The organism is Belnapia arida (assembly GCF_016773205.1).
Taxonomy (GTDB): Bacteria; Pseudomonadota; Alphaproteobacteria; order Acetobacterales; family Acetobacteraceae; genus Belnapia; species Belnapia arida.
Genome location: NZ_JAETWB010000015.1, coordinates 93,922 through 113,056, shown reverse-complemented (window position 1 = coordinate 113,056; position 19,135 = coordinate 93,922). Strand labels below are relative to the sequence as shown.

Annotated in this window: 19 protein-coding genes and 2 pseudogenes; 12 read left to right on the top strand and 9 right to left on the bottom strand. The window is 63.7% G+C overall.

All coding sequences use genetic code 11. The features are described 5' to 3' along the window. The coding region (locus JMJ56_RS21790) for a transposase (protein ID WP_202833882.1) at positions 1-179 on the bottom strand (179 nt) is incomplete at its 3' end. A gap of 563 nt (positions 180-742) precedes the next feature. On the opposite strand from JMJ56_RS21790, the gene JMJ56_RS21785 reads away from it, so the two are divergent. Next, positions 743-946: a cold-shock protein gene (locus JMJ56_RS21785; protein WP_202833881.1), complete on the top strand. Its 204-nt coding sequence runs from the start codon at positions 743-745 to the stop codon at positions 944-946. A 294-nt stretch (positions 947-1,240) separates the two neighbouring features. Here the strand turns inward: JMJ56_RS21785 and JMJ56_RS21780 are convergent. Beyond that, positions 1,241-1,799: pseudogene (locus JMJ56_RS21780) on the bottom strand (UDP-3-O-(3-hydroxymyristoyl)glucosamine N-acyltransferase); the annotation flags it as partial. Between the two features lie 1,437 nt (positions 1,800-3,236). On the opposite strand from JMJ56_RS21780, the gene JMJ56_RS21775 reads away from it, so the two are divergent. Continuing rightward, positions 3,237-3,689 (top strand): hypothetical protein, encoded by a 453-nt coding sequence (locus JMJ56_RS21775; RefSeq protein ID WP_202833880.1) that lies wholly within the window; start codon positions 3,237-3,239, stop codon positions 3,687-3,689. Positions 3,690-3,972: 283 nt separating this feature from the next. Further along, a complete protein-coding gene (locus JMJ56_RS21770) occupies positions 3,973-4,641 on the top strand; it encodes a DinB family protein (protein WP_202833879.1) in 669 nt (222 codons plus the stop codon). Between the two features lie 33 nt (positions 4,642-4,674). Here the strand turns inward: JMJ56_RS21770 and JMJ56_RS21765 are convergent, their stop codons facing one another. Continuing rightward, positions 4,675-5,040, bottom strand: a complete 366-nt coding sequence (locus JMJ56_RS21765; RefSeq protein ID WP_202833878.1) for a hypothetical protein — start codon at positions 5,038-5,040, stop codon at positions 4,675-4,677. 573 nt (positions 5,041-5,613) lie between these two features. Between JMJ56_RS21765 and JMJ56_RS35570 the strand changes: the two are divergent. After that, positions 5,614-6,393, top strand: a pseudogene (locus tag JMJ56_RS35570) (transglycosylase SLT domain-containing protein); the annotation flags it as partial. A 51-nt stretch (positions 6,394-6,444) separates the two neighbouring features. After that, entirely contained in the window at positions 6,445-6,915 is a 471-nt protein-coding gene (locus tag JMJ56_RS21760) for a hypothetical protein (RefSeq protein ID WP_236038204.1), read from the top strand. A 267-nt stretch (positions 6,916-7,182) separates the two neighbouring features. Here the strand turns inward: JMJ56_RS21760 and JMJ56_RS21755 are convergent, their stop codons facing one another. Next, positions 7,183-8,262 carry an alpha/beta fold hydrolase gene (locus JMJ56_RS21755; protein WP_236038203.1) on the bottom strand — a complete coding sequence of 360 codons (1,080 nt, stop codon included), beginning with the start codon at positions 8,260-8,262 and terminating at the stop codon, positions 7,183-7,185. Positions 8,263-8,652: 390 nt separating this feature from the next. Next, a complete protein-coding gene (locus JMJ56_RS21750) occupies positions 8,653-9,339 on the bottom strand; it encodes a cysteine hydrolase family protein (protein WP_202833876.1) in 687 nt (228 codons plus the stop codon). Positions 9,340-9,881: 542 nt separating this feature from the next. Between JMJ56_RS21750 and JMJ56_RS21745 the strand changes: the two genes are divergently transcribed. From JMJ56_RS21745 to JMJ56_RS21730, 4 genes are all read left to right on the top strand, one after another. Next, positions 9,882-10,487 (top strand): hypothetical protein, encoded by a 606-nt coding sequence (locus JMJ56_RS21745; RefSeq protein ID WP_202833875.1) that lies wholly within the window; start codon positions 9,882-9,884, stop codon positions 10,485-10,487. Between the two features lie 130 nt (positions 10,488-10,617). Further along, the gene (locus JMJ56_RS21740; RefSeq protein WP_202833874.1) at positions 10,618-11,049 is read left to right on the top strand and encodes an SgcJ/EcaC family oxidoreductase; all 432 of its coding nucleotides are present in this window, start codon (positions 10,618-10,620) and stop codon (positions 11,047-11,049) included. 581 nt (positions 11,050-11,630) lie between these two features. Beyond that, a complete protein-coding gene (locus JMJ56_RS21735) occupies positions 11,631-12,794 on the top strand; it encodes a sulfite oxidase (RefSeq protein WP_202833873.1) in 1,164 nt (387 codons plus the stop codon). Positions 12,795-12,911: 117 nt separating this feature from the next. Further along, the gene (locus JMJ56_RS21730; RefSeq protein ID WP_202833872.1) at positions 12,912-13,850 is read left to right on the top strand and encodes a ketopantoate reductase family protein; all 939 of its coding nucleotides are present in this window, start codon (positions 12,912-12,914) and stop codon (positions 13,848-13,850) included. A 129-nt stretch (positions 13,851-13,979) separates the two neighbouring features. Here the strand turns inward: JMJ56_RS21730 and JMJ56_RS21725 are convergent, their stop codons facing one another. From JMJ56_RS21725 to JMJ56_RS21710, 4 genes are all read right to left on the bottom strand, one after another. Further along, positions 13,980-14,612, bottom strand: a complete 633-nt coding sequence (locus JMJ56_RS21725; protein WP_202833871.1) for a hypothetical protein — start codon at positions 14,610-14,612, stop codon at positions 13,980-13,982. Between the two features lie 188 nt (positions 14,613-14,800). Beyond that, a complete protein-coding gene (locus JMJ56_RS21720; RefSeq protein ID WP_202833870.1) occupies positions 14,801-15,331 on the bottom strand; it encodes a hypothetical protein in 531 nt (176 codons plus the stop codon). Between the two features lie 59 nt (positions 15,332-15,390). After that, positions 15,391-16,224 (bottom strand): DUF2182 domain-containing protein, encoded by an 834-nt coding sequence (locus tag JMJ56_RS21715; RefSeq protein WP_202833869.1) that lies wholly within the window; start codon positions 16,222-16,224, stop codon positions 15,391-15,393. Then, positions 16,224-16,865 (bottom strand): DUF1326 domain-containing protein, encoded by a 642-nt coding sequence (locus JMJ56_RS21710; protein WP_202833868.1) that lies wholly within the window; start codon positions 16,863-16,865, stop codon positions 16,224-16,226. The genes JMJ56_RS21715 and JMJ56_RS21710 overlap by 1 nt, the downstream gene beginning before the upstream one ends. Positions 16,866-17,321: 456 nt before the next feature. Here JMJ56_RS21710 and JMJ56_RS21705 point away from each other — a divergent pair, with 456 nt between their 5' ends. The 3 genes from JMJ56_RS21705 (at position 17,322) to JMJ56_RS21695 (ending at position 19,120) form a co-directional block, all read left to right on the top strand. Then, positions 17,322-17,774 carry a DUF3237 domain-containing protein gene (locus JMJ56_RS21705; RefSeq protein ID WP_202833867.1) on the top strand — a complete coding sequence of 151 codons (453 nt, stop codon included), beginning with the start codon at positions 17,322-17,324 and terminating at the stop codon, positions 17,772-17,774. Between the two features lie 126 nt (positions 17,775-17,900). Continuing rightward, on the top strand, positions 17,901-18,461 hold the full coding sequence (locus JMJ56_RS21700) for a RidA family protein (RefSeq protein WP_328702447.1): 561 nt from the start codon (positions 17,901-17,903) through the stop codon (positions 18,459-18,461). A gap of 260 nt (positions 18,462-18,721) precedes the next feature. Continuing rightward, the gene (locus JMJ56_RS21695; RefSeq protein ID WP_202833866.1) at positions 18,722-19,120 is read left to right on the top strand and encodes a hypothetical protein; all 399 of its coding nucleotides are present in this window, start codon (positions 18,722-18,724) and stop codon (positions 19,118-19,120) included. The last annotated feature ends 15 nt before the right edge of the window (positions 19,121-19,135 follow it).

The following is a 19,135-nucleotide window of genomic DNA, read 5'->3' as shown; positions in this document are numbered from 1 at the left end:
GTGCTCAGGATGTACATCACACCGTTCAGCACCGCTCGTACATCCACCGTCCGTTTGTTGCCGCCGCCCTTTGCATCTGGGATCAGCGGACCGATGATCGACCATTCCTCGTCGGTCAGGTCGCTCGGGTAGCGCAGCTTGCTGCGGTCGTATTTTGGCCGGTTCTCGGGCGTCCACATGGACGCCCTTCTTCCCGCACCCGCCGCCGGCAGCCAAACACAACCGATTCAAATCACTCGATCTGTTCCCGGATGGACACTAAGGAGCACTATTCGGAGGTTCCATTGCGCAAAACCGCGTTGACGACGTTCGCCGCAGCCGCGCTAGGCTCTGTCGCCTGGCCACAATCGGCAGTCCCGCAGCCCCAATCGCCGTCGCGGCGGTCGCCCAGGGTGGAGCAGTACAAACTGCTCAATACTAGGGAGCAGAGCCGCAGTCTTGGGACGATGGCTCGGAGCGGCAGCGGCGATGGCGGGAGTGACGCCGGCAGCGGGATGAGGCGAGGAATGGCGAGGCGGCGTGCTGCGGAGCGTGGCGCCTTGAAAAGGAACGCGAGCAGCGCCGAGCGTGGCAGCACGCTCAGCGCGAGCAGCAGTATGGCGGATATGGTGCTGGCTACGACTATCAGCGCGGCTGGTGACCGTTGGCCCCGCCGTTAGGCAAAGGTTGGAACAAGTGAATAGCCGCTTTGCTCCGCCCAGCGGTTGGGGCATCCTTCTCGGAGATTAAGGGAGGACATCAAATGGCAACCGGCGCCGTGAAGTGGTTCAATGCCAGCAAAGGGTTTGGCTTCATTCAGCCTGACGGTGGCGGCAAGGATGTGTTCGTGCATATCACGGCCGTGCAGGCTGCTGGATTGCAGGGCCTCAATGATGGTCAGAGGGTCAGCTACGAGGTTGTTCGGGAGCGTGGGAAAGAAGCGGCAGCCAACCTGAAGCTCGCTTGAGGCGGCGTCACCGCGGCTGTTCACCCATACTTCCGTACCGATGGTGGTGCGCTTGAATGTAGCATGGCACGGTCCCAGCCGCCGCCCGGCAGCGTTTGACGCAAGCCGACCAGCCTGAGGAAGTGACGCCGAACCCTTTCGAGGTTTAGCCCCAACTCAGCCCTGGAGCCGTTCCTGCACTCGGATCACGCTGCGTCAGAGCAGCCTCCGGTGGCTATCTCAGAGGTGGGAATGACGGTTGGCCAGACGGCTCAATCGGGCCGCACGGAAGTGGGTCCTTGCGTCGCAGCCTTTTCACCACTGCGGGCGCGCCATTCGCTTCAGGGAAGCGATCTGCCGGAAGACCTCGTGCCGCGGCTGGGCGGGGCTGCCGACCACAGTGGCGCCCGCGGGCACGTCCGACATTACGCCTGATTGCGCTCCGATCCGCGCTCCTTGTCCAATCCTCAGATTGTCCAGCCACACCCGCCTGTCCGCCAATCTGTACGAAGTCGCCGAGCACCGCCGAGCCCGCGATGCCGACCTGCGCCACCACGACGCAGCACCGGCCGAGTTGGACGTTGTGTACGATCTGGACGAGGTTATCGAGGCGTGACGCGGCCCCGATTGTCGTGTCGCCAGTCGAGCCCCGGTCGATGGTAGTGTTGGCGTCGATCTCCACGTTGTCGCCCAGGACCACCCGCCCGGGATGGGGGACGGAGAGGAAGCCGGACGCCGTGGGAGCGAAGCTGAACCCCTCTTGGCCGATGCGGGCGCCGGGGTACACGTAGACCCGCGCACCCAGCAGCGCATGGCTGAGACTGGCGTGCGCGCCGACCCGGCAGTCAGCGCCAATCACCACGCCTTGGGCGATGGTGACTTTGCAGCTACGCCGACCGCGCAGGACGGCCAGTTCGCCTCATCGTATTGGCTGGTTGCGAACGGCTACTCAACTACTACCGCCGCTTCGGCTTTGAGATCGCGCGCTCAGCCGAGAACGACAGTGACAGCACGGAACTGGCATGCCCGCCGATAAATTGTGGCGCCTTTAATTAGGGCAGGCGACCGAATCCCGCCAAGCTACGGGAATGCCATGCTCTTGGAGTGACCATCGGTCGGACACCGCCATGCCGCACCATCGACCAGTTTGCCACCCCAACGCCTGAGGCACCATTGAGACCACACCGTTGACGTTGGATGCCTCTGCTAACATCCCGCGAGGGAGTTCCCAGTCCGGGTCAAACTGCCGGCCGCTGCTCAGCTATACGTGCCCCCAAACCTGATCCAGCAAGGCACTATGGCCGTGCCTTGGGGGGTGCTTCCTGCCACTGACTTCGATGACCTCAAAACTCTGGTCCTCTTCCCAGGCACAATACTCGTGCGCCCGTGTCATGCGGACGATGGTAGCTATATCAGGGTAGGCAGTGGTGCCGTCCGTTGTGACGCGGCTGGCAAAGTTGAGGGCCAGTTCGAGGGTAGGGAAGTATCTCTCACGAGGAGAGCCCTTCCACTCGACGACGTAGATGACCGCAAACCGCTCCTGCACTGGACTGCTCCCCTTGGGTATCTTGGACAGCGCCATACAACGCTCGAAGATACGCCGCCCGAGTAGGTTGGCTTGCATGTACAACAAATCGTTGAGTGGCTGGGTGATCACCTCTCCAACAGATTTCGTCGCTTGAGAGCGGCTCCATAGCCAGCGTCACGCTCCGGTCGTGCCGCAGCCACACCCGGATGCCCATATGGCTTTTGGAACTCGGCTCGGCTGGTCGCCAGTACCGTCGTTCGGCGTCTATAGGCGATCTAACGAGCCATGCCGGCCAAGACCGCGGCACCCTGTTGCACGAAATGCACCGTGATGATCCTCGGGCATCCCGAGACTACGGTGTACTCCATCGTGCAGTGCTCACGTCTGGCAATCTGCCGAAGGAGAGCGACGAGTTCGGACACGTCGCCTCCACCGTATGCGAAGGAGAGGCAATCCGCTTTCCGTGCGGCCTCCCTAAGTCTCGACATCAGCAACATGCGACCTCGCGTTCAAGCTGCACGGGTCTGCAGCCCACGGGTCAGCGTAAGCTCGCCTGATTGCCACATACATTCTGTGACCGCATCAACTCACCGTGGAGTGGTCACCCTTGTGTGCTTTGCACTCCACCGTGCGCGATCGCTGGCGCTACATTTTCGACGTGTGAACGACAGTGAACATCTCGCAGTGAGCAGCGCGATCGAGGGATGACGATGCAGGCTGCCGGGAGCAGAATCATCCGGCTCGTGCCACCAAGGTGCGGCGTGATGGGGGCCTCGCTCCGGGATGATGTCTCGTCTTGCGCTCGCCATCCTCGTCGCCTCAGTGGATGCCGCTACGGCGGGCAATGAAGCAATGCCATGGTGGCAGCACCGGAGGCTCGCCCAGCCCATCCCGATGACGGTGGTCGGCACGCAGTCGGTTGACGTTGGAACAGCGTCAGGGTTCTTCAGCAGCCTTGCTAGTATGGGCTTTGAATGCACGGCGGAGGACATCACCCGCTGGCGGCTCCGACGTGTCCGGGTTGAATGCTCCGGCAGTGCTGAATCTTTCCGTTACGAGGGCGGCTTTCCGGTGAGCTATGGCTCTGTAATGTTCGATCGCGTTCACCGCGACGGGCGGCTGCTAGGCGGTGCCGAATTGATAACCCACGTCAACACCGTCATCGATCACCGAGACAGCAAGCAGGACCAGTTGGCCGTGCAATCCTTGAGTGCCGATGAAGGTTCCGGGAGATAGTCAGATCGCGCTCCTGATGCGCCATCCCTCGGCACTCCCGCCAAGGACAGGCGACACCATCAGCCCGGGGTATTCGAGCGGCTGTGAAAGGCACGATCAGTGCTTGAAGCGATATTCCGATGGTGCGCCGCCTCAACCGATTAGCAACCTGTAGACCACGGCGCCGGAGGAAGGCGCCGTGCCCGCCGACTGGTGCATAAAGTCCGGCAGCTGATAGCGTGAAGGCCAAGGCAAGTACGGGCGCGAGGGAATGGCCATGGGACCGCGGCAGGAGCACATTCGCATGATGGCTCTCTACAACCAGTGGGCCAACAGCCGCCTCTATGCCGCTGCCGGGCAGATCGCGCCTGAAACCCTAGCCGAGGACCGCGGCGCCTTCTTTGGCTCCCTGCTTGGGACGCTCAACCACCTCCTCGTTACCGATAGGCTGTGGATGAACCGATTGGAAGGGGAAAGCCCCAGGAGCATCCGGCTCGACGAGGTGCTGCATCATCACTTTGAGGACTTGCGCGCGGCGCAGGTGGCGCAGGACCAAAGGCTCGTGGATTACGTCCACGGGTTGAGCGAGAAGCGCATTTCTGAATCCCTCGACTACGCCACAAGCAGCGGTGCGCCGCATTCACAGCCACTCCACCACTTACTCACCCACCTGTTCAATCACCAGACTCACCACCGCGGGCAAGCTCACCACCTCGTCGGGCTAGCACTTGGGCGCGACAAGACGCCTGTCCTCGACCTGCTCGCCTACCAGCGCTCCACAGCGCCCGTGTCGGGCGCTGTTGGTGGGCCAATTTCGCCGCCGCGATTGCGGCCCGATGATGCAGGAGTGAGCGCTGTCGAGACTCCACCGACCGGCCATGTTGTCACTGACGCTTATGCGGAAGCTGCCGACCCGGCCGGAGAGGTACGAAGCACCAAGCAGGTTCCCGCGCCCGACAGTCTCGGTGGATAGCCAGGATGACCTGGGATGCCGGCTGCACGCTGGCTAAGGTGCAACGAGCCACGAGGTGACGGCTGCGGACCCCGAGGCGTGCCCCACGACCCTCACGGCCCGGCACGCCCTCCACCCGGTATGATTACTCATCGCGGTTCCGCTCGACAGGTCCGGGGCCTCGGGTTCTCTACTGGTCCAGTCCGCGGCTACCCCGCCCGCGTTAACCTGAAGGACGTGGGTGACCTCCGCGATGCGTTGGGTTGCTGAGAACTCCTCATCGACCGTTAGGCTGGCGATAAATTCGCCACGGGCCTTCGCCTCGCTCTCAGCCTCAATGATCCGCTGCGCAGGCTCATCCCTGTGCTGGTTGGGGTAGGCGATCACCCGCACGATACCAGTGACGACGAAAGAAGCCATGGCGGCATACCCTCCGGTCAAGGCCTGACTGTGCGGAGCCCAGTCCTGCCATGTCCACGCCAATTATGGCGAATACGCTGATTCTGCGTATGAAAGGTTTGCGGGTCGCACGGCACAGACAACGATTTGAAGGAAGGGGACGGCCGGGCTGTCCCGAGCGGGATATGGTGGGGCGCCCGTCAAGGGTAAGCCGTCGAACGGCCCACCGGGCTAGCCCTTGGCTGTCACGACGACAGCGGCCTGGCCCATCATTACGGTGGGAGGGCTCGGCGTGATCTGCCTCTCACGCATGATAAATAGCACCTGCTCATTCGCCTGAACCGCGTTCTGTCGCGTGTCAAACAGGGATACTGCCGTTGCCAATTGGCGTTCGGCCTCGGTACGGGTTCAGATGGTAAAACTCGGACCAAGGTGGAAGTTCGCGCGGCCGTTGGCGGCGGGGACAGTAGTTCGGCAGCCTCTCAGATCATGCCGCTTGATTCTCCTTGTTTGGAGAGCGCCTCGGCTGCTCTAGACACATGAGCCGCGTGCGATCGGGATTGAACTGGCGTACAGAGTATATTCGCAGGTCTAATGCAGGCAGGCGCGGAGAAACCGAGCGTTGAAAAATACGAACTACACGCCACCTTCGTGTTCGAGTGCGGCTCAGTTTGTCACCTTTTTCAAAAGGTGAATGATACCATCTCCACAAGTTCATCACTTCGGCGTTTATCAATACCAAGTACTCTAACTTTCCTAGCACTAGTCCGCATCGTCCGAGGTGAGCCAACAGGGCAACATCGTCCAACCACTTCGGGCGAACAGCTTACGCGTCTCCCACCCTCAAGGAGAACCTGCGTGCAAAGCCCACTACCGCACGGCGCCGTCCCCAGCGCCGCTAGAACAGTTGTGCGGACCTCTGCCATGAGTGCGGCGATGCGACTGTCTGTCGTGACGGCCCTTGGGATATTTTTCTTGCTTGCTACAGCGATGAACCGCGGAAGCGAAGCCGCCACGCAACGCCAAGCGTCCGCCGACAGCCATCGCCAACAGCGTGGCATAGCGCACCGACCACAAATGCGTGCTCCTGCACGGAGCGCGACCCGATCTATGTCTGGCCGACGCGCTGCCGCAAAAAACAACCTCGTCGTAGCGAACCATCGTAGTCGAACCCGCCCGGTGGCAGCGTCCCCGCCCGAGGCCGATGCTGCCGTGCTCTCGTCCATCAGCCCGCACGTCCTCGTGGCGTTGCAGAGCGCTGGGGGGAGGCGCCGGGACAACCACGTACTGCTTTTTGCCCTGGCATGGCGGGAGAGCCGCTGCGACCCAGAGGCCCAGAACCCAGCTTCCACAGCGCGCGGGCTGATGCAGTTCACTCGGTCGGCGTGGCTTGAGGCAACCCGGGACCATGGAGAAGCCCACGGCTTGGCCTCCTATGTCGTCGTCCTAACTACCAATCCCGACACCGGGGAGATCACAGTCCGCGATCGGCGCTTGCTGGCTGAGCTTTTGATGTTGCGGGACGACTCACGCCTGTCCGCCGCGCTGGCGATGGCGCGCTTGGAACGCGAGAAGGCCAACCTTGCAGTGATCCTGCGGCGGCCCGTGACCCATGCTGACCTTTACATGGTGCATTTCCTCGGCGCGGATGGTGCGCGCCGATTTCTGCGCGAACTCGCTCGCGCGCCCTCTCGGCGAGCATCTGATGCGGTCGATCTGGATTCGGTCACCGCGAACCGAAATGTGTTTATTGCCAGCGATGGCCGCCATTATAGTTTGCTTGAGGTCTACAGCGAGGTACGGAACACCCTTCGGTCACAGGGCGTCATCTACGCAAGGCTACTTGAGCAATTGAACGAAACAGCGGAGGTGGCCAAGGTGGCGTCCGTCCGCTGACAGGTCGAGGCCCACCCCTACGACCTCAGGCTTCCGGCGGTTATGATCCCCTTCTGCCCGTTCCAACAGGCAAGTGGCTGTCGTCGATCATTTCAGCCCATCGCCGCAGCCTATACTCAACCGCTCGTCCGGCGATGTTGCCCGCACGAAGGGGCGAGTGGGTCATCGAGAGCGACGTGATGGGCCGGGAGCCCGAGACCGAACACACCCTTTAGTCGAACTAACTATGGTTGGCACACTTTGCGGCATCCTGCACAGTCCAGAGGACTACGATAGCAGGAGCCCCTTCAATGCCTCGTCGATGTACTTCACATCCACCGGGTTCAATCCCGGACCTCCGGCGCAATGCCCCCAGACAGAGGGAATGATGCGTAGCTCCGCATTGGGCATGTGGGCGACCTCGTACTGGCTATCTTCGGGAGGGAAGTAGAGGTGCGTTTGTCCAGGCATGACCAACGCTTTGGCCGTGATCGCGCCTAGCGCCCGCTCGAAGTCGCCTCGATAGGTCCGATTGGCCGAGATATCTGCGTGCTGCCACGTCCACAACATGGCTAAGAGGTTGTTGGCATCACGCGGCAAGAACAATCCCTCCCAGAAGCCGGTAAGGAAATCTTCCAGCGAGGCGAAGCCCATTCCCTCCATGTCCAGCCGTTCGCGGTAGAATGCTTGCGAGAACCCCCAACCCGCATAGACCCGCGCCATGGCGCGCAGGCCCTTGGTGGGCTGGCGCTCGTACCAACCACCTTGGAAGGCGGCGTCAGCGGTCAGCGCCGCCTTCACCCCCTCAAGGAACACGAAGTTGTGCCGCGAGGTTCGGGCAGACCCGCAGAACGGGGCAATGCACTCCACCATTTTGGGATAAGCCACTGCCCACTCGAAGGTCTGCTGTGCGCCCATCGACCAGCCAACCACCAGCCGCAACCGATCGATTCCAAACACCTCGGTCATTAACCGATGCTGGCAGGCCACATTGTCATGGACCGTCACGCCAGGGAAGCGAGCGCGGTCCCAGGGCGGGGGAGTGTTGCTAGGCGAGGAGGACAGGCCGTTGCCGAACATGTTGGGAACCATAATGAAGTACTTCTCTGGATCAAGCGCCATCCCAGAGCCTATCAGCCACTCATTTTCGGTATGCTGCCCAGAGTACCATGTGGGATAAACGATGGTGTTGTCTTTCGCGGCGCTCAGCCGCCCGTAGGTCTTGTAGGCCAGCTTGGCCCCACGCAGTGTCAACCCGGATTGCAGGACGACATCGCCCAGTTCAAGCACCTCATGATTAGACACGACCTTCTCCTTAAACACCGAGGTTAGCGAGCCCTTCTGCAACCCCATCGGGAAGTTGGCCAAGCAAGCAGTGCTCACCGTCGTTGTGAAGCATCTCGCCAGTGATAAATCCTGTTTCCTCCGAACACAGCAGGACCAGACGATGGCGGCACGGCGTTCCTGTTGGAGCCACTTTCTGACCGCAATGCGGTGGCCGCGGAACCGCCGAACCACCCTCCCAAGGCATGCCAGTTCCTTCCGCATAGCCTCGGCTACCGCCGCCCGCTAACGAGCCTGACCTCCACGACGAACTCGGTCGGCCTGCCCGTGTCTGTGGACGGCCAGTGCGGTCAGGCGAAAAGCAGCGTACAGCTTGGCTGCGTCCGCGTTATACATAAACTCGATTTAGAGCCAGTAGACTTGCTCGACCCCAGCAAGACCGTCATCGCGCATCGGCCTTTCCTCCCGTTATCTCTATGACCCAGCGATAGCCTCGACGAGGCGCCCAGAGTCCGACACCCACCCAAACAGCAGTTGGATGGTCAGCAGCGACGCTTCGTGGTTCGTCCGCTGCTGGTCACTGGCGATCGGCTCTGCCGTGCAGTCGGCGAGCACGACGCAGTGGTAGTCGCGGAACATCGCATCCCGGACCGTGGACTCAACGCAGACGCTCGTCGTGCAACCGCTGACGATGAGATACTTTATATTCCGATCAGTCAGCACCTTGTCGAGGTCGGTCTGAAAGAACCCGCTGTAGCGGTGCTTGGGGATGATCACATCGCCTGCCTGCGGGGCGAGCCGTGGCAGAATGTCGGTGTCCCACGTGCCCCTGACGAGGATGCGGCTCGCCCGGCCATCGGGCGCGGATACCTCCTTCCCCACCCCCAACCGTGCGTGCTTGATCGAGTGTGGTGACCCAGGTCCCCCGGTGTCTGCGAGGTCGGGGCTATGCTGCATCTTGAGATAGACGATGGGAAACCCGGCACTGCGCGCAGCGGCCAAGACCTGCGCCGTGGGCTCGACCACCCGCTCGATCGGGGTGATATCAATGCCTGCCCGGTCGAACATGCCGCCTCGAGCGCCGAAGTCGTTCTGCATATCGACGACCAGAACGGCGCATCGCCTGCGATCGATCTCGATGGGCTCGGGCTCAGCATCCAAGACTACCACGGCGTGTCTGGCTTGCATCGGCTTCCCCCGTGTTCAGCGCATTCCGGCACCAGCCCAGGCCGTCACGGCGGAGGAGCGCGGAGCATTCGCATTGCCGTGGAGATGCACCGCCTCGACCTTCTTGCGAACTTTCCTTAGTAGCACGGGCGACAGCGACCGAAAGCAGACGCCAAAGGCTAGCGCCTCGCTAGGTTCCAGAGATCGGCGAAGTTGGCGTACCTTAACGGATGATGATCTCCACCTTTCAGATTTTCGAAGACTAGCTTCGCGCAGAGGCCAGCGAGAGTATCGGTCGCTTGACGCCTCCCTCCGCAGCGAGACTTTAGTATCTCCCACGTCAACAAAGCACGCGGGAACTACATCCGAAACGGCACACGCGGACGTTGTGGGTGGCGTGCTAGCGGCTTCCGTCTGACACTACATTGTGCCCGCGGCCAGCCGTTCGGATTCCTCCGCCCTTCCCATCACCGTTGACCCACACGACATTGGGGGAGCAGCATTCCTTGCTCTGCACCGGGGCAGGGAGAGGCGCAATGTACATCAGCATCGCCCGCTACGCGGGCATGGCCGGGAAGATCGGCGAGGCGGCGTCGATGGTCCAGCAGGGGTTCGTCCCGATGCTGAAAGGCCAGCGGGGCTTCCTCGGTTATGCGGCATTCGCCAGTGAGCAGGGCGATATCGTTGCTCTCCACCTCTGGGAGAGCGCAGAGGCGCTGACGAATAGCCGGGAGAAAATTCGCGCCTGGGTGACCAGCAATCTCACGGGCTTCGACGAGCCGTCCGAGCGCTTCAACGGCACGATCGGGCCGCACGCAATCGTGGCACCGCAGAGCGGCGGCCAGGACCAGTCGCTCTACTGCATGGTGCGGAAGGCCGAGAACATCCCCGGCCCCGACAGCATGGTGCCGGTCGCCAAGGAGGTGGTCGCCGCCACCCAGAGGATTCCGGGGTTCCGCGGGGCCTACGCCTCGCGCTCCGCCGACGACCAGACACGCGAGGCGACTGTCCTGTTCTTCGACAACCGCGAGCACGCACAGGCGGCGCACGAGGCCGCCCTTGCGGTCATGCACAAGCACCTTCCGGGCGCCACCGTGCGGGTGGCGGCTTCGGGAGAAACTTCCGTGCTGGCGATGGCCTGACCGCCCCACGGCCGGGACGCCCGCGCCGCCGCAGATGTCACCATTCGAACTTGATACCCGTCGATTAGGAGTTCGATGGCTGGCCTGACACCAAGGGCCTCTCGACTATGCCCGTGCCATGGGGGACGTGATGACTCAGGACGACAAGGACGAGGAGGCAATTCGGAGAATTGTCGCGGAGATGACCGACACTTTCAACAGACACGATGCTAAAGCAGCCACACGCATGTACGCGCCGGACGCCGACTTCGTGTCCGCCCGCGGGGAGGCAGCCACGGGGTTAAGGAAGATCGAGGAGAAGCTGGCGGCCATCTTCGCCATGAGGGCCGGTGGCGCCGTCCTGACGACGCTGGACGTGAAGGTCAGGTTCGTCCGGCCGGACGTGGCGCTCGCCCATGTCCTGAACGAGCTTGGCGGGCTCGTGGCCCCGGACGGGAAGAAGCTGCCTGCGCACAGGGAACTGAGCATCCGGGTGTTTGTGAAGGACAATGGGGCATGGCGCGTCGCGGCTTTCCACAACACGATGCAAAGGCCGTTCGAGGCGCCCGCGCAGAAGGGATAACGGCGCATTGGGGACGCAGGTCCGCGCATCTCTTGCGTCTCCTGGCCCATCGCCCCGGTTAGCCACGACCAGCGAATATCGTGCAGGACGGCCAAGAGCACGCTTCCGAGCACGACATCGCCGACCACCTCGCCGCCGAGCAATGTCCCGCACCCTGCGCACACGTCTCGCCGTGACGTGGGACCAACTATGGAATCAGGATGCCAGGGCTGTTGTTCTCCCGGCTCATCGCGCGGTAAGTGTATTTGAGGATCAGTCTGCACCTCAAGTAGCGAAGGATCACGAAGCAAAATACATCACACACGCAATCGCTGTTGTTTTCGTCACCCCCGGGAGCGTACTGTCTACCCCTTACGACGAACAGAACAACAAGCAAGAAGCCTCTTGCCTGAATTGCGCACTTTGATGCGCCGACGCTTCCCGCAAGCTGAGCCTTGGCAGGTCGTTTGAATGCGGCCGGTCCGAACAAGCGCCTACCACCCTTCGGGTCACAACTGATCTCAGGGTGTGATTGCCAAAGCGACACTTCGGCGCACTGGCTATTGGGCCGGTTCTGGTCATCAGGACAGAGGAGCGAAGCGATGCCTCGAATTCATGTCCCGCGGCGGGAATTCCTAATCAGCGGCAGCGCTGCCTTCGCTGCGCTTACGTTCACCTCGGCGTCGTTTTCCGCCAAAGCCTTTCCAATGCGGCAAGGCGAGGAGGTCATTCCCTGGGCTGATCAGCCAGGACCACATGCCCGACCGCAGGTGGTCCCTAGGCAGCTTCGATGGGAAGAATTCGATACCTTCATCACGCCGAATGATCGCTTTTTCCTTGTTGGCCACTATGGATTTCCCGGCATCGATCCGCAGGCATGGCGGCTGAACGTCTCCGGCTACGTCACAAAGCCACTGACCCTCACTCTGGGTGAGATCAAGACGAGGCCACGTCACGAAGTGGTCTACACGATGGAATGCGCCGGCAACCACGGTTTTCCCTTCATGAATGGCGTTATCGGCACCGCGAAATGGGCAGGTACACCGCTGGCGCCGATCCTTGAGGAAGCCGGCATCCATCATCGCGGCATCGAAGTGGTCTTCTACGGCGCGGACATTGGTGAGGAGAAAATCCGCGACGTTTCGGTGCGAACCGCCTTTGCTCGCAGCATGTCCGTGGAGGAGGCAAAGTCATCCGACCTGCTGCTCTGCTACGAGATGAACGGACAACCGCTGCCACAGGAGAATGGCGCTCCGGTGCGGCTGATTGCGCCGGGTTGGTACGGGGTGGCGAACGTGAAGTGGCTGTCCCGAATTGAGGTACGGGACAGCCGCTACATGGGCCGCTTCATGGGGCGGGACTATGTGACGGTGCGGGAGGAGGAGGTCAGTGGCCAAAAGATCGCGGTAGAGACCTCGGTAGGCCGAGTACTGCTGAAATCTGCGCCCGGTCGAGTGACCCGGCAGGGCGGAGACTACCGCATCGTTGGCGCTGCTTGGGGCGGTGAGGTCGCCAAGGTAGAGGTGAAGATCGACGCAGGCTCCTGGCAGGCGGCGACCATCGACCGCAGCGAGGCTTCGGACTTTACCTGGAAGCCATGGCATCTCGACTGGTCCACGCCACCGCCAGGGGAACACACCATCACTTCACGGGTGACCGACGCCGCGGGTCGGGTCCAGCCCGCAATGGATGATCCGTTGATCACCAATAAGCGCACCTACTGGGAGAGCAACGGGCAGGTCACCCGGCGGGTAAGAGTGACTTAGGCGCATGTAGGTCGTCTGCTAGCAGCACCGAATTTCAACCCGCTTCTGCCTCCTGACGTATACGATTGCGGCAAGAAGATGATCAGCCTCCTCCGATACCGTGCAAGGAAGGGTGACATGCGAGTACTGGTGGTCGGCGCCGGGGCTTTGGGCGGCTATTTTGGCGGTAGGCTAGTCGAAGCTGGGCGCGACGTGACCTTCCTCGTGCGGCCTCATCGAGCCGAACAGATTTCACAACATGGCCTGCGGATCGAGAGCCAGCACGGCGACGCCGACCTGAGGCCCCGCACCGTGTTGACGGGTGGCCTGGACGGCTCGCACGACTTGATCCTGCTCGCCGTGAAGGCGTACTCGCTCGACGCAGCCATGAACGACATGGCGCCCGCGGTCGGCCCCGGCACGACGATCGTCCCCGTTCTCAACGGCATGCGCCACATCGACCTGTTGGCTGAGCGCTTCGGCGCGGGCCGGGTCCTCGGCGGCACCGCCGTCATTGCCGCGGCCCTCGGCCCGGATGGGCGGGTCGTCCAGGGAGCCATGCCCAACCATGACTTGATCTTCGGCGAGGTCGCGGGCGGCGTCTCGGACCGGGTGCGGGCCGTCGCGGCGCTCTGCAAGGAGGCTAAGTTCGCGGCGCGGGCTAGCGAGGCGGTCGTTGGGGACATGTGGCAGAAGTGGGTCGGGCTGGCGGCCCTCGCGGGGATGAACTGCCTAATGCGCGGCGCCGTCGGCGACTTCCCTGCCGCCCCGGGCGGGCGAGAGGCGGCTTTGGCCCTCCTCGCCAAGTGCAGGGCCACGGCCTCGGCGGCCGGGCATCCGCCGCGCCCAGAGTTCGTGGAGTTCGCAGCGTGCCTGCTAACGCGGGAGGGCTCAACACAGACCGCCTCGATGCTGCGCGACATCGAGGGCGGTGGTCCCACGGAGGGTGAGCACGTCCTGGGCGACCTCGCGGAGCGGGCGGAGCGTATGGGGGTGCCCACGCCCGTCCTGCGGCTCGCCCGCTGCCACGTCGCCGCCTACGAGGTACGCCGCGAACGCGAGCGGACAGCGCCATAGCGTGTCCGGCGGCCTTTTGCGGGTAATCCACCCTCCGCCCACTTCACCATCAGTCATTCATGGTGACGGGTGCGCCCGTGGAGGGAGGTGCGCGCCGCTCCTGCCGACGTGCGCTCATCCTCGGCACCTTCAGTGAGGGATGCGGCCTGCCGCTTCAACGTAGCCCACCCGTCGCTCCGGCGGTACCGGGTGCTGCCCCGCCACCCGTTCCAGAAGCAGGTGCGCGTCCTCGTCCAGCCCCGCCCTCACTGCGGCGTCGAAGAATAGCTGCTCAAGCACGTCCTGCTGCGCGTGGCTGCCGCCCAGGCGGTACATCACCCCGAGCGCCGGACGCATCGCCTCTACCGCGACCGCGTAGTCGCCCCGGCGGTGCGGCAGAACCGCCTCACAAACCGGGATGGCAGCATCGCGCAGCACCACCGCGTGGTCGCCCCGGTTCGCCCGAGCGGCCTCGCGCATCGTCCCCAGCATACGGTCCGCCGCCGCCCACCGCCCCGTCGCGGCGAGCGCCATCATCCGGTGCGGCAAGGTGAAGGGCGAGAGGTGGTCGCCGACCCGCGCCTCCGCCTTGTCGGCCAACTCCACCCAGCGGTCTCCCACCGCCACACTGCGCAACTCCAAGCGGAACAACATCGAGGCGGCGTTCTGCGCATCGACGATGAAGTCCGGCATTGCCTGCGCGAGCGGCGAAGCGAGGTCGCGGAAGCGTCGGTCATAGAGGCCCAGCGCCTCCCCGAACTCTCGCCGCTCAAGGTGGTACATCGCACGGTGCCACCAGAGGTGGTGGGTGATGGCGTTGCCCCCTCCCAGTGCTGCTCCAACCCGGAGAGGAACCGGATGCCCTCGCCCCGGCGGCCCTGCATTTCCATGACGTGCGCCACCGCGTGGGTGGCCCAGAGGTTGGCCGGGTCCAGCATCAACGCCTCGCGGCCGGACGCCTCGGCGACGACCTAGCTGCAGCACTCCTCGTGGGCGAAGGCGCGGCTGGCCAGTACGGCGCCCCAGCCCGGTACAGAGGCGGACCAGCGTGGCAGAACCCGCTCTACCCCGGCCAGCATCCGCTCCGGCATGCCGGACCAGAAGGCGACGAAGTGGTGCATGCGGAAGGCCAACACGTCGCGCGGGTGTTCGGCCAGGATGTCCTCCCACGTCGAGAGCGCCCGGCCGACCTCGCCGTCGATCCAGAAGGACAGCGCCTCGGCAGGCGCCCGCTCCCGCGGCGTCGCACGCGCGAGGTGGCGCCGGGCCTCGGCCAGCGCCTCGCGGGAACGCGGGAGGAAGGCCCCGTCGTAGGCGGTCATGGGCAGGTAGCCCCTGAGGACGTGGGCCATGCCGAACTCCGGGTCGGCGGCGAGCACCGGGGCGATCCGCTGAGCGGCGTTGGCGCGGTGCATCAGGTAGCCCTCGACGGCGTGGTCGAAGGCGCGCGCCGCCTCCTCGAAGGCGACGGTGACGGCGTGGTCCTGGGCGTCCCTCGGCATGGCCAGTCCTCCTTTCTCGCTTCTGGGGCCAGCGTGTTTCCCGCGAGCAGATTGAACCCTTACCCGTGCCTCACGGGACCATGCCCCATCCCGACCGCAAGGACCCAGGCGCCGCCAAGCACCATCGCGGCGCCAAGCGCCCTTGCGATCCACCTACCCCTGGGCGCCAGCTTCTCAGCCAGGACGGCCAGCGTGATGGCCGCGACCCAGAGCAGGTTCATCACCCCGCCGACGAACAGCAGTGCCATCAGCGCCCAGCAGCAGCCCATGCAAAAGGCCCCATGCTCGACCCCCATTCGGAAAGCGCCGCCCGGCCCAGCGCGCCAGCGGCCCATCACGAAGGCGGCCGGGGAGCGGCACAGCCCCAGGCAGGCGTCTTTGAGCGGCGTCCACTGGTAAAGCCCGGCGGCGATCAGGATCGCCCCGCCCAGGATCGGGCTCGCGGCGGCCATGTGTGGGGAGAGAAGCGCGGCTCGGTCCAGTGCCCACTGCAAGATCGTGGCCGCGAGGGCGAAGGCGGTCCAGACAGCAAGGTAGCCCGCCACGAAGATGCCAACCGACGCCACACGGTGCCCCTGCTCACGGCTCCGCCGGGCGAAGGTAGCGAAGAACAGAATTATGGGCGCCGCAGCGGGGAGCATCATGCCCACCATCATCACCGCCCACATGCCGAGCATCATGCTGAAGCGGGCCGCGCTCCAAGGCACGGACCGCAGCATGTCCATCGCACCCTGCGCCATGCCTGGCATGTCTGGCGCGTCGGCAATCCCGTGCATGCCACCTGCCATCATGGCGAGGTAGGCCCAGGACAGGCCGATTAGGCCCGCAAGCGCGGCTAGGACCGGAAGACGATCCCAGGACAGGGCGACTTCAAGCGCGCTTTGGCGGGCCATCACGGGCGCTTCGGGATACCGCTCTGGGTCAGGTGGATGCGGGCGAACTGGCCGTAGCTGTCTTTGAAGGCCAGCTTTACTCCGCCGGTCGCCGTCGTTGAGCCACTGCCGTACTCGGCCTCGCTGTACTCGAAGCCGCTGCGCAGGGAGACGCGGACACGATGGTCCTGACCGGTGAAAGGGCTCTTGATGGGCGTGCCGGTGGACTCAATCACACCCGGCACGACAATCCGCCCGTGGCAAGCGGCGGGGTCAATCTCGACCTCTATCTTGGTGAACACTGGGTCGAGCACGTTGCTCATCGTGGTCGAGAACACCTGAAAGACGGTGGCGCCGGGCTCAGTCTCCCGCCCGTGCAGTATCTCGACCAGCGCCTTGCGCTGGTCCGCATCGGCGCGCTCGTCGATAAAGAACTGCTGGGCGCCATTGCCGAGGTGAATTGGGCCGGGCCAGCCATAGGTGCCAACCCACGCGAGCCCATCGAGGCGCGTGCTCCCGAAGTGACCTCGCTCGATGCGCATGCCGGCGACGGCGCGGCAGGTGCCGTCCGTCGGCAAAGCGTTGAACTGGCATGGGCAGCCCCAGGCGCAATTGCAATTAGCGTACTCTGGACCCTCGATACTCCAATCGACGTATGCCATCGTCACGAGCCTCCAGCATCCGCGGCTGTGCCCGGCCTAGGGTTTCGAGTCCAGGCGGCCAACTCTTTTGCGGACTACACTAGAATTCTTGACCCACTAAAAGCACGCGGGAACTATGTCCGAAACGGTACACGCCGCCGTTGCGGGCAGGAACGTCTTAACGGCTCCGATCTGCAAGGTGCTGTCTGCCAGTTGGCCATCCAGCCCGTTCGTGGATGTCTGTCACCCAGCCGCCGTAGCGCCTTTGTGGCCAAGAACAGTTCATCGATGCCGCGCGTCCCGCTGAGACGATCCATGAGGAAGATGCGGGTTTGAATGAATCGCGTGGCCGTGACCGCGGACGCATGCGGTGACGATGCAGGATGGATCGACCGGGGTTTCCGAACTGTCCCACCCAGTGGCGCCGCATGGCATCACCACACGCGCAAAGTGGAACCACGGGAGGGAGGCAGCGCAATGGAGTTGAAACACGAGTTCATGCTGAGTGCGCGGCTTGAACCGCCGCTCGCGTTTGGCGCAGGGCTACGAGGCGATCGCATCTTCTTCCACGCTTTCGACGGCAGAGTGGAGGGGGAGCGCCTTCACGGCACCCTTCTGCCCGGTGGAGGCGACTGGCTGATCGCCCACCCGTCTGGCTGGGGCATCCTCGACGTACGAACGCAGATAAGGACCGACGATGGGGCGCTGATCTACGCCCATTACCCTGGCCTGATCGAGATGAACACCGCCTTCGCGGCGGCCTTCGCCAACGGCACGGCGACACGATTTGAGGACCAATACTTCCGCACGACACCGCGCATGGAGACCGGCGACCCCCGTTATGCCTGGGTTAACCACTCGCTGTTTGTCGGCGAAGGGCGCGTGATCGAGGGGTTGGGGGTCGAGTACCGCGTCTCCCGAGTTACGTGAGCAGGCTGCCAACGGCGAGGCGTACGACCTCATAGTTCACTTGCGTCCGTTGCCATTAAGGGAACTTCGCTGCCCGCGGCGGTTGGCCCCCAAGACAAACAGAAACGCGCTTCGGAGGTGTACGCGATGTGGAATTCCAGCCGCCGCACAGCCATGTCTTTCGGTCTGACAGCCGCCGCCTTGGCGGCACCCCGGTACGGCGCAGCACAGAGCGCCGGGACAGGCTCCGCGGAGCAGCGGCTTAGGGAGCGTGCCATCGAATTGCCACGGGTGGCTCCCGTCGCGGGCGTCAACAACGTCCCGTATGTCCGCACGGGCAACTTGATATTTCTTTCCGGCTTGGGGCCGAATAGGCCCGAGGGAGGGTTGGCGACAGGCAAGGTTGGGCGGGAGGTGAGCGCCGAGGACGCCTACGGGCATGCACGGCTGAGCGGATTAGCGCTGCTGGCCGTGCTGCGCGGCGCGGTGGGTAGCCTTGACACGGTGAACCGAGTAGTGAAGGTGCTGGGTATGGTGAACGCCACACCCGAGTTCGCCGACCACCCAAAGGTCATCAACGGCTGCTCGGACCTGTTCATCGAGGTATTTGGCGAGGATCGAGGGCGGCACGCGCGCTCGGCCGTAGGGATGGCGTCGCTGCCCTTCAATATCACAGTCGAAATCGAAGCGGTATTCGAGGTTGCATAAGCTCGGCTGCCGCTGCGGGCTAGGTGTCCTCAAGTACTGCATCAGCGCCCCCCGACCCGCAGGAGAAGCGGAGCTACAGTATGCGAAGTAACTCACCACCGCCGGTGCGGTGTGGGACGAAGAAGCCTGCGTTGCGGTGCGCCGAGGCACAAGCACGCCAACGGCGTGCACGAGGCACCGCTGGCGATCACGGACAAGCATCAGCGAGACGTTGGCATCCGGTTCGCGGCCTCGGGACAGACCGCCGTCCTGACGACGGCATGACCGCATCCAGGCTGGGCGGGCCGTCGTTCCGGCCGAGCTTCGGCGTAGGGGAGACGATGATGGTGGATACGCTCGGAAGGCGCATGAAACTTGGGGTGCTCGTGCCCTCAACCAACACCTCCGTACAGCCTGAGTACGATGCCATGCGCCCGCCCGGCGTCACCAACCACGTCCGAGGGTTCCGCATCCCCAATGCCCCGACCCGGACCGACGCGGAGTTCGCGCAGCAGTTGGAGAACATGCGCGCCACCATGGTGGATGCTATGGACGAGGTGCTGACCCTCGACCCTAGCCATATCATCCTTGCCACCGCAGCCGAGTCCGCGGGCGGAGTGGAAGGTGCCAAAATCCTTCGAGAGAGGCTTGAGGCCAAAAGCGGCGGCGGGTCGGCGTAACGCTAGGCGCCGACG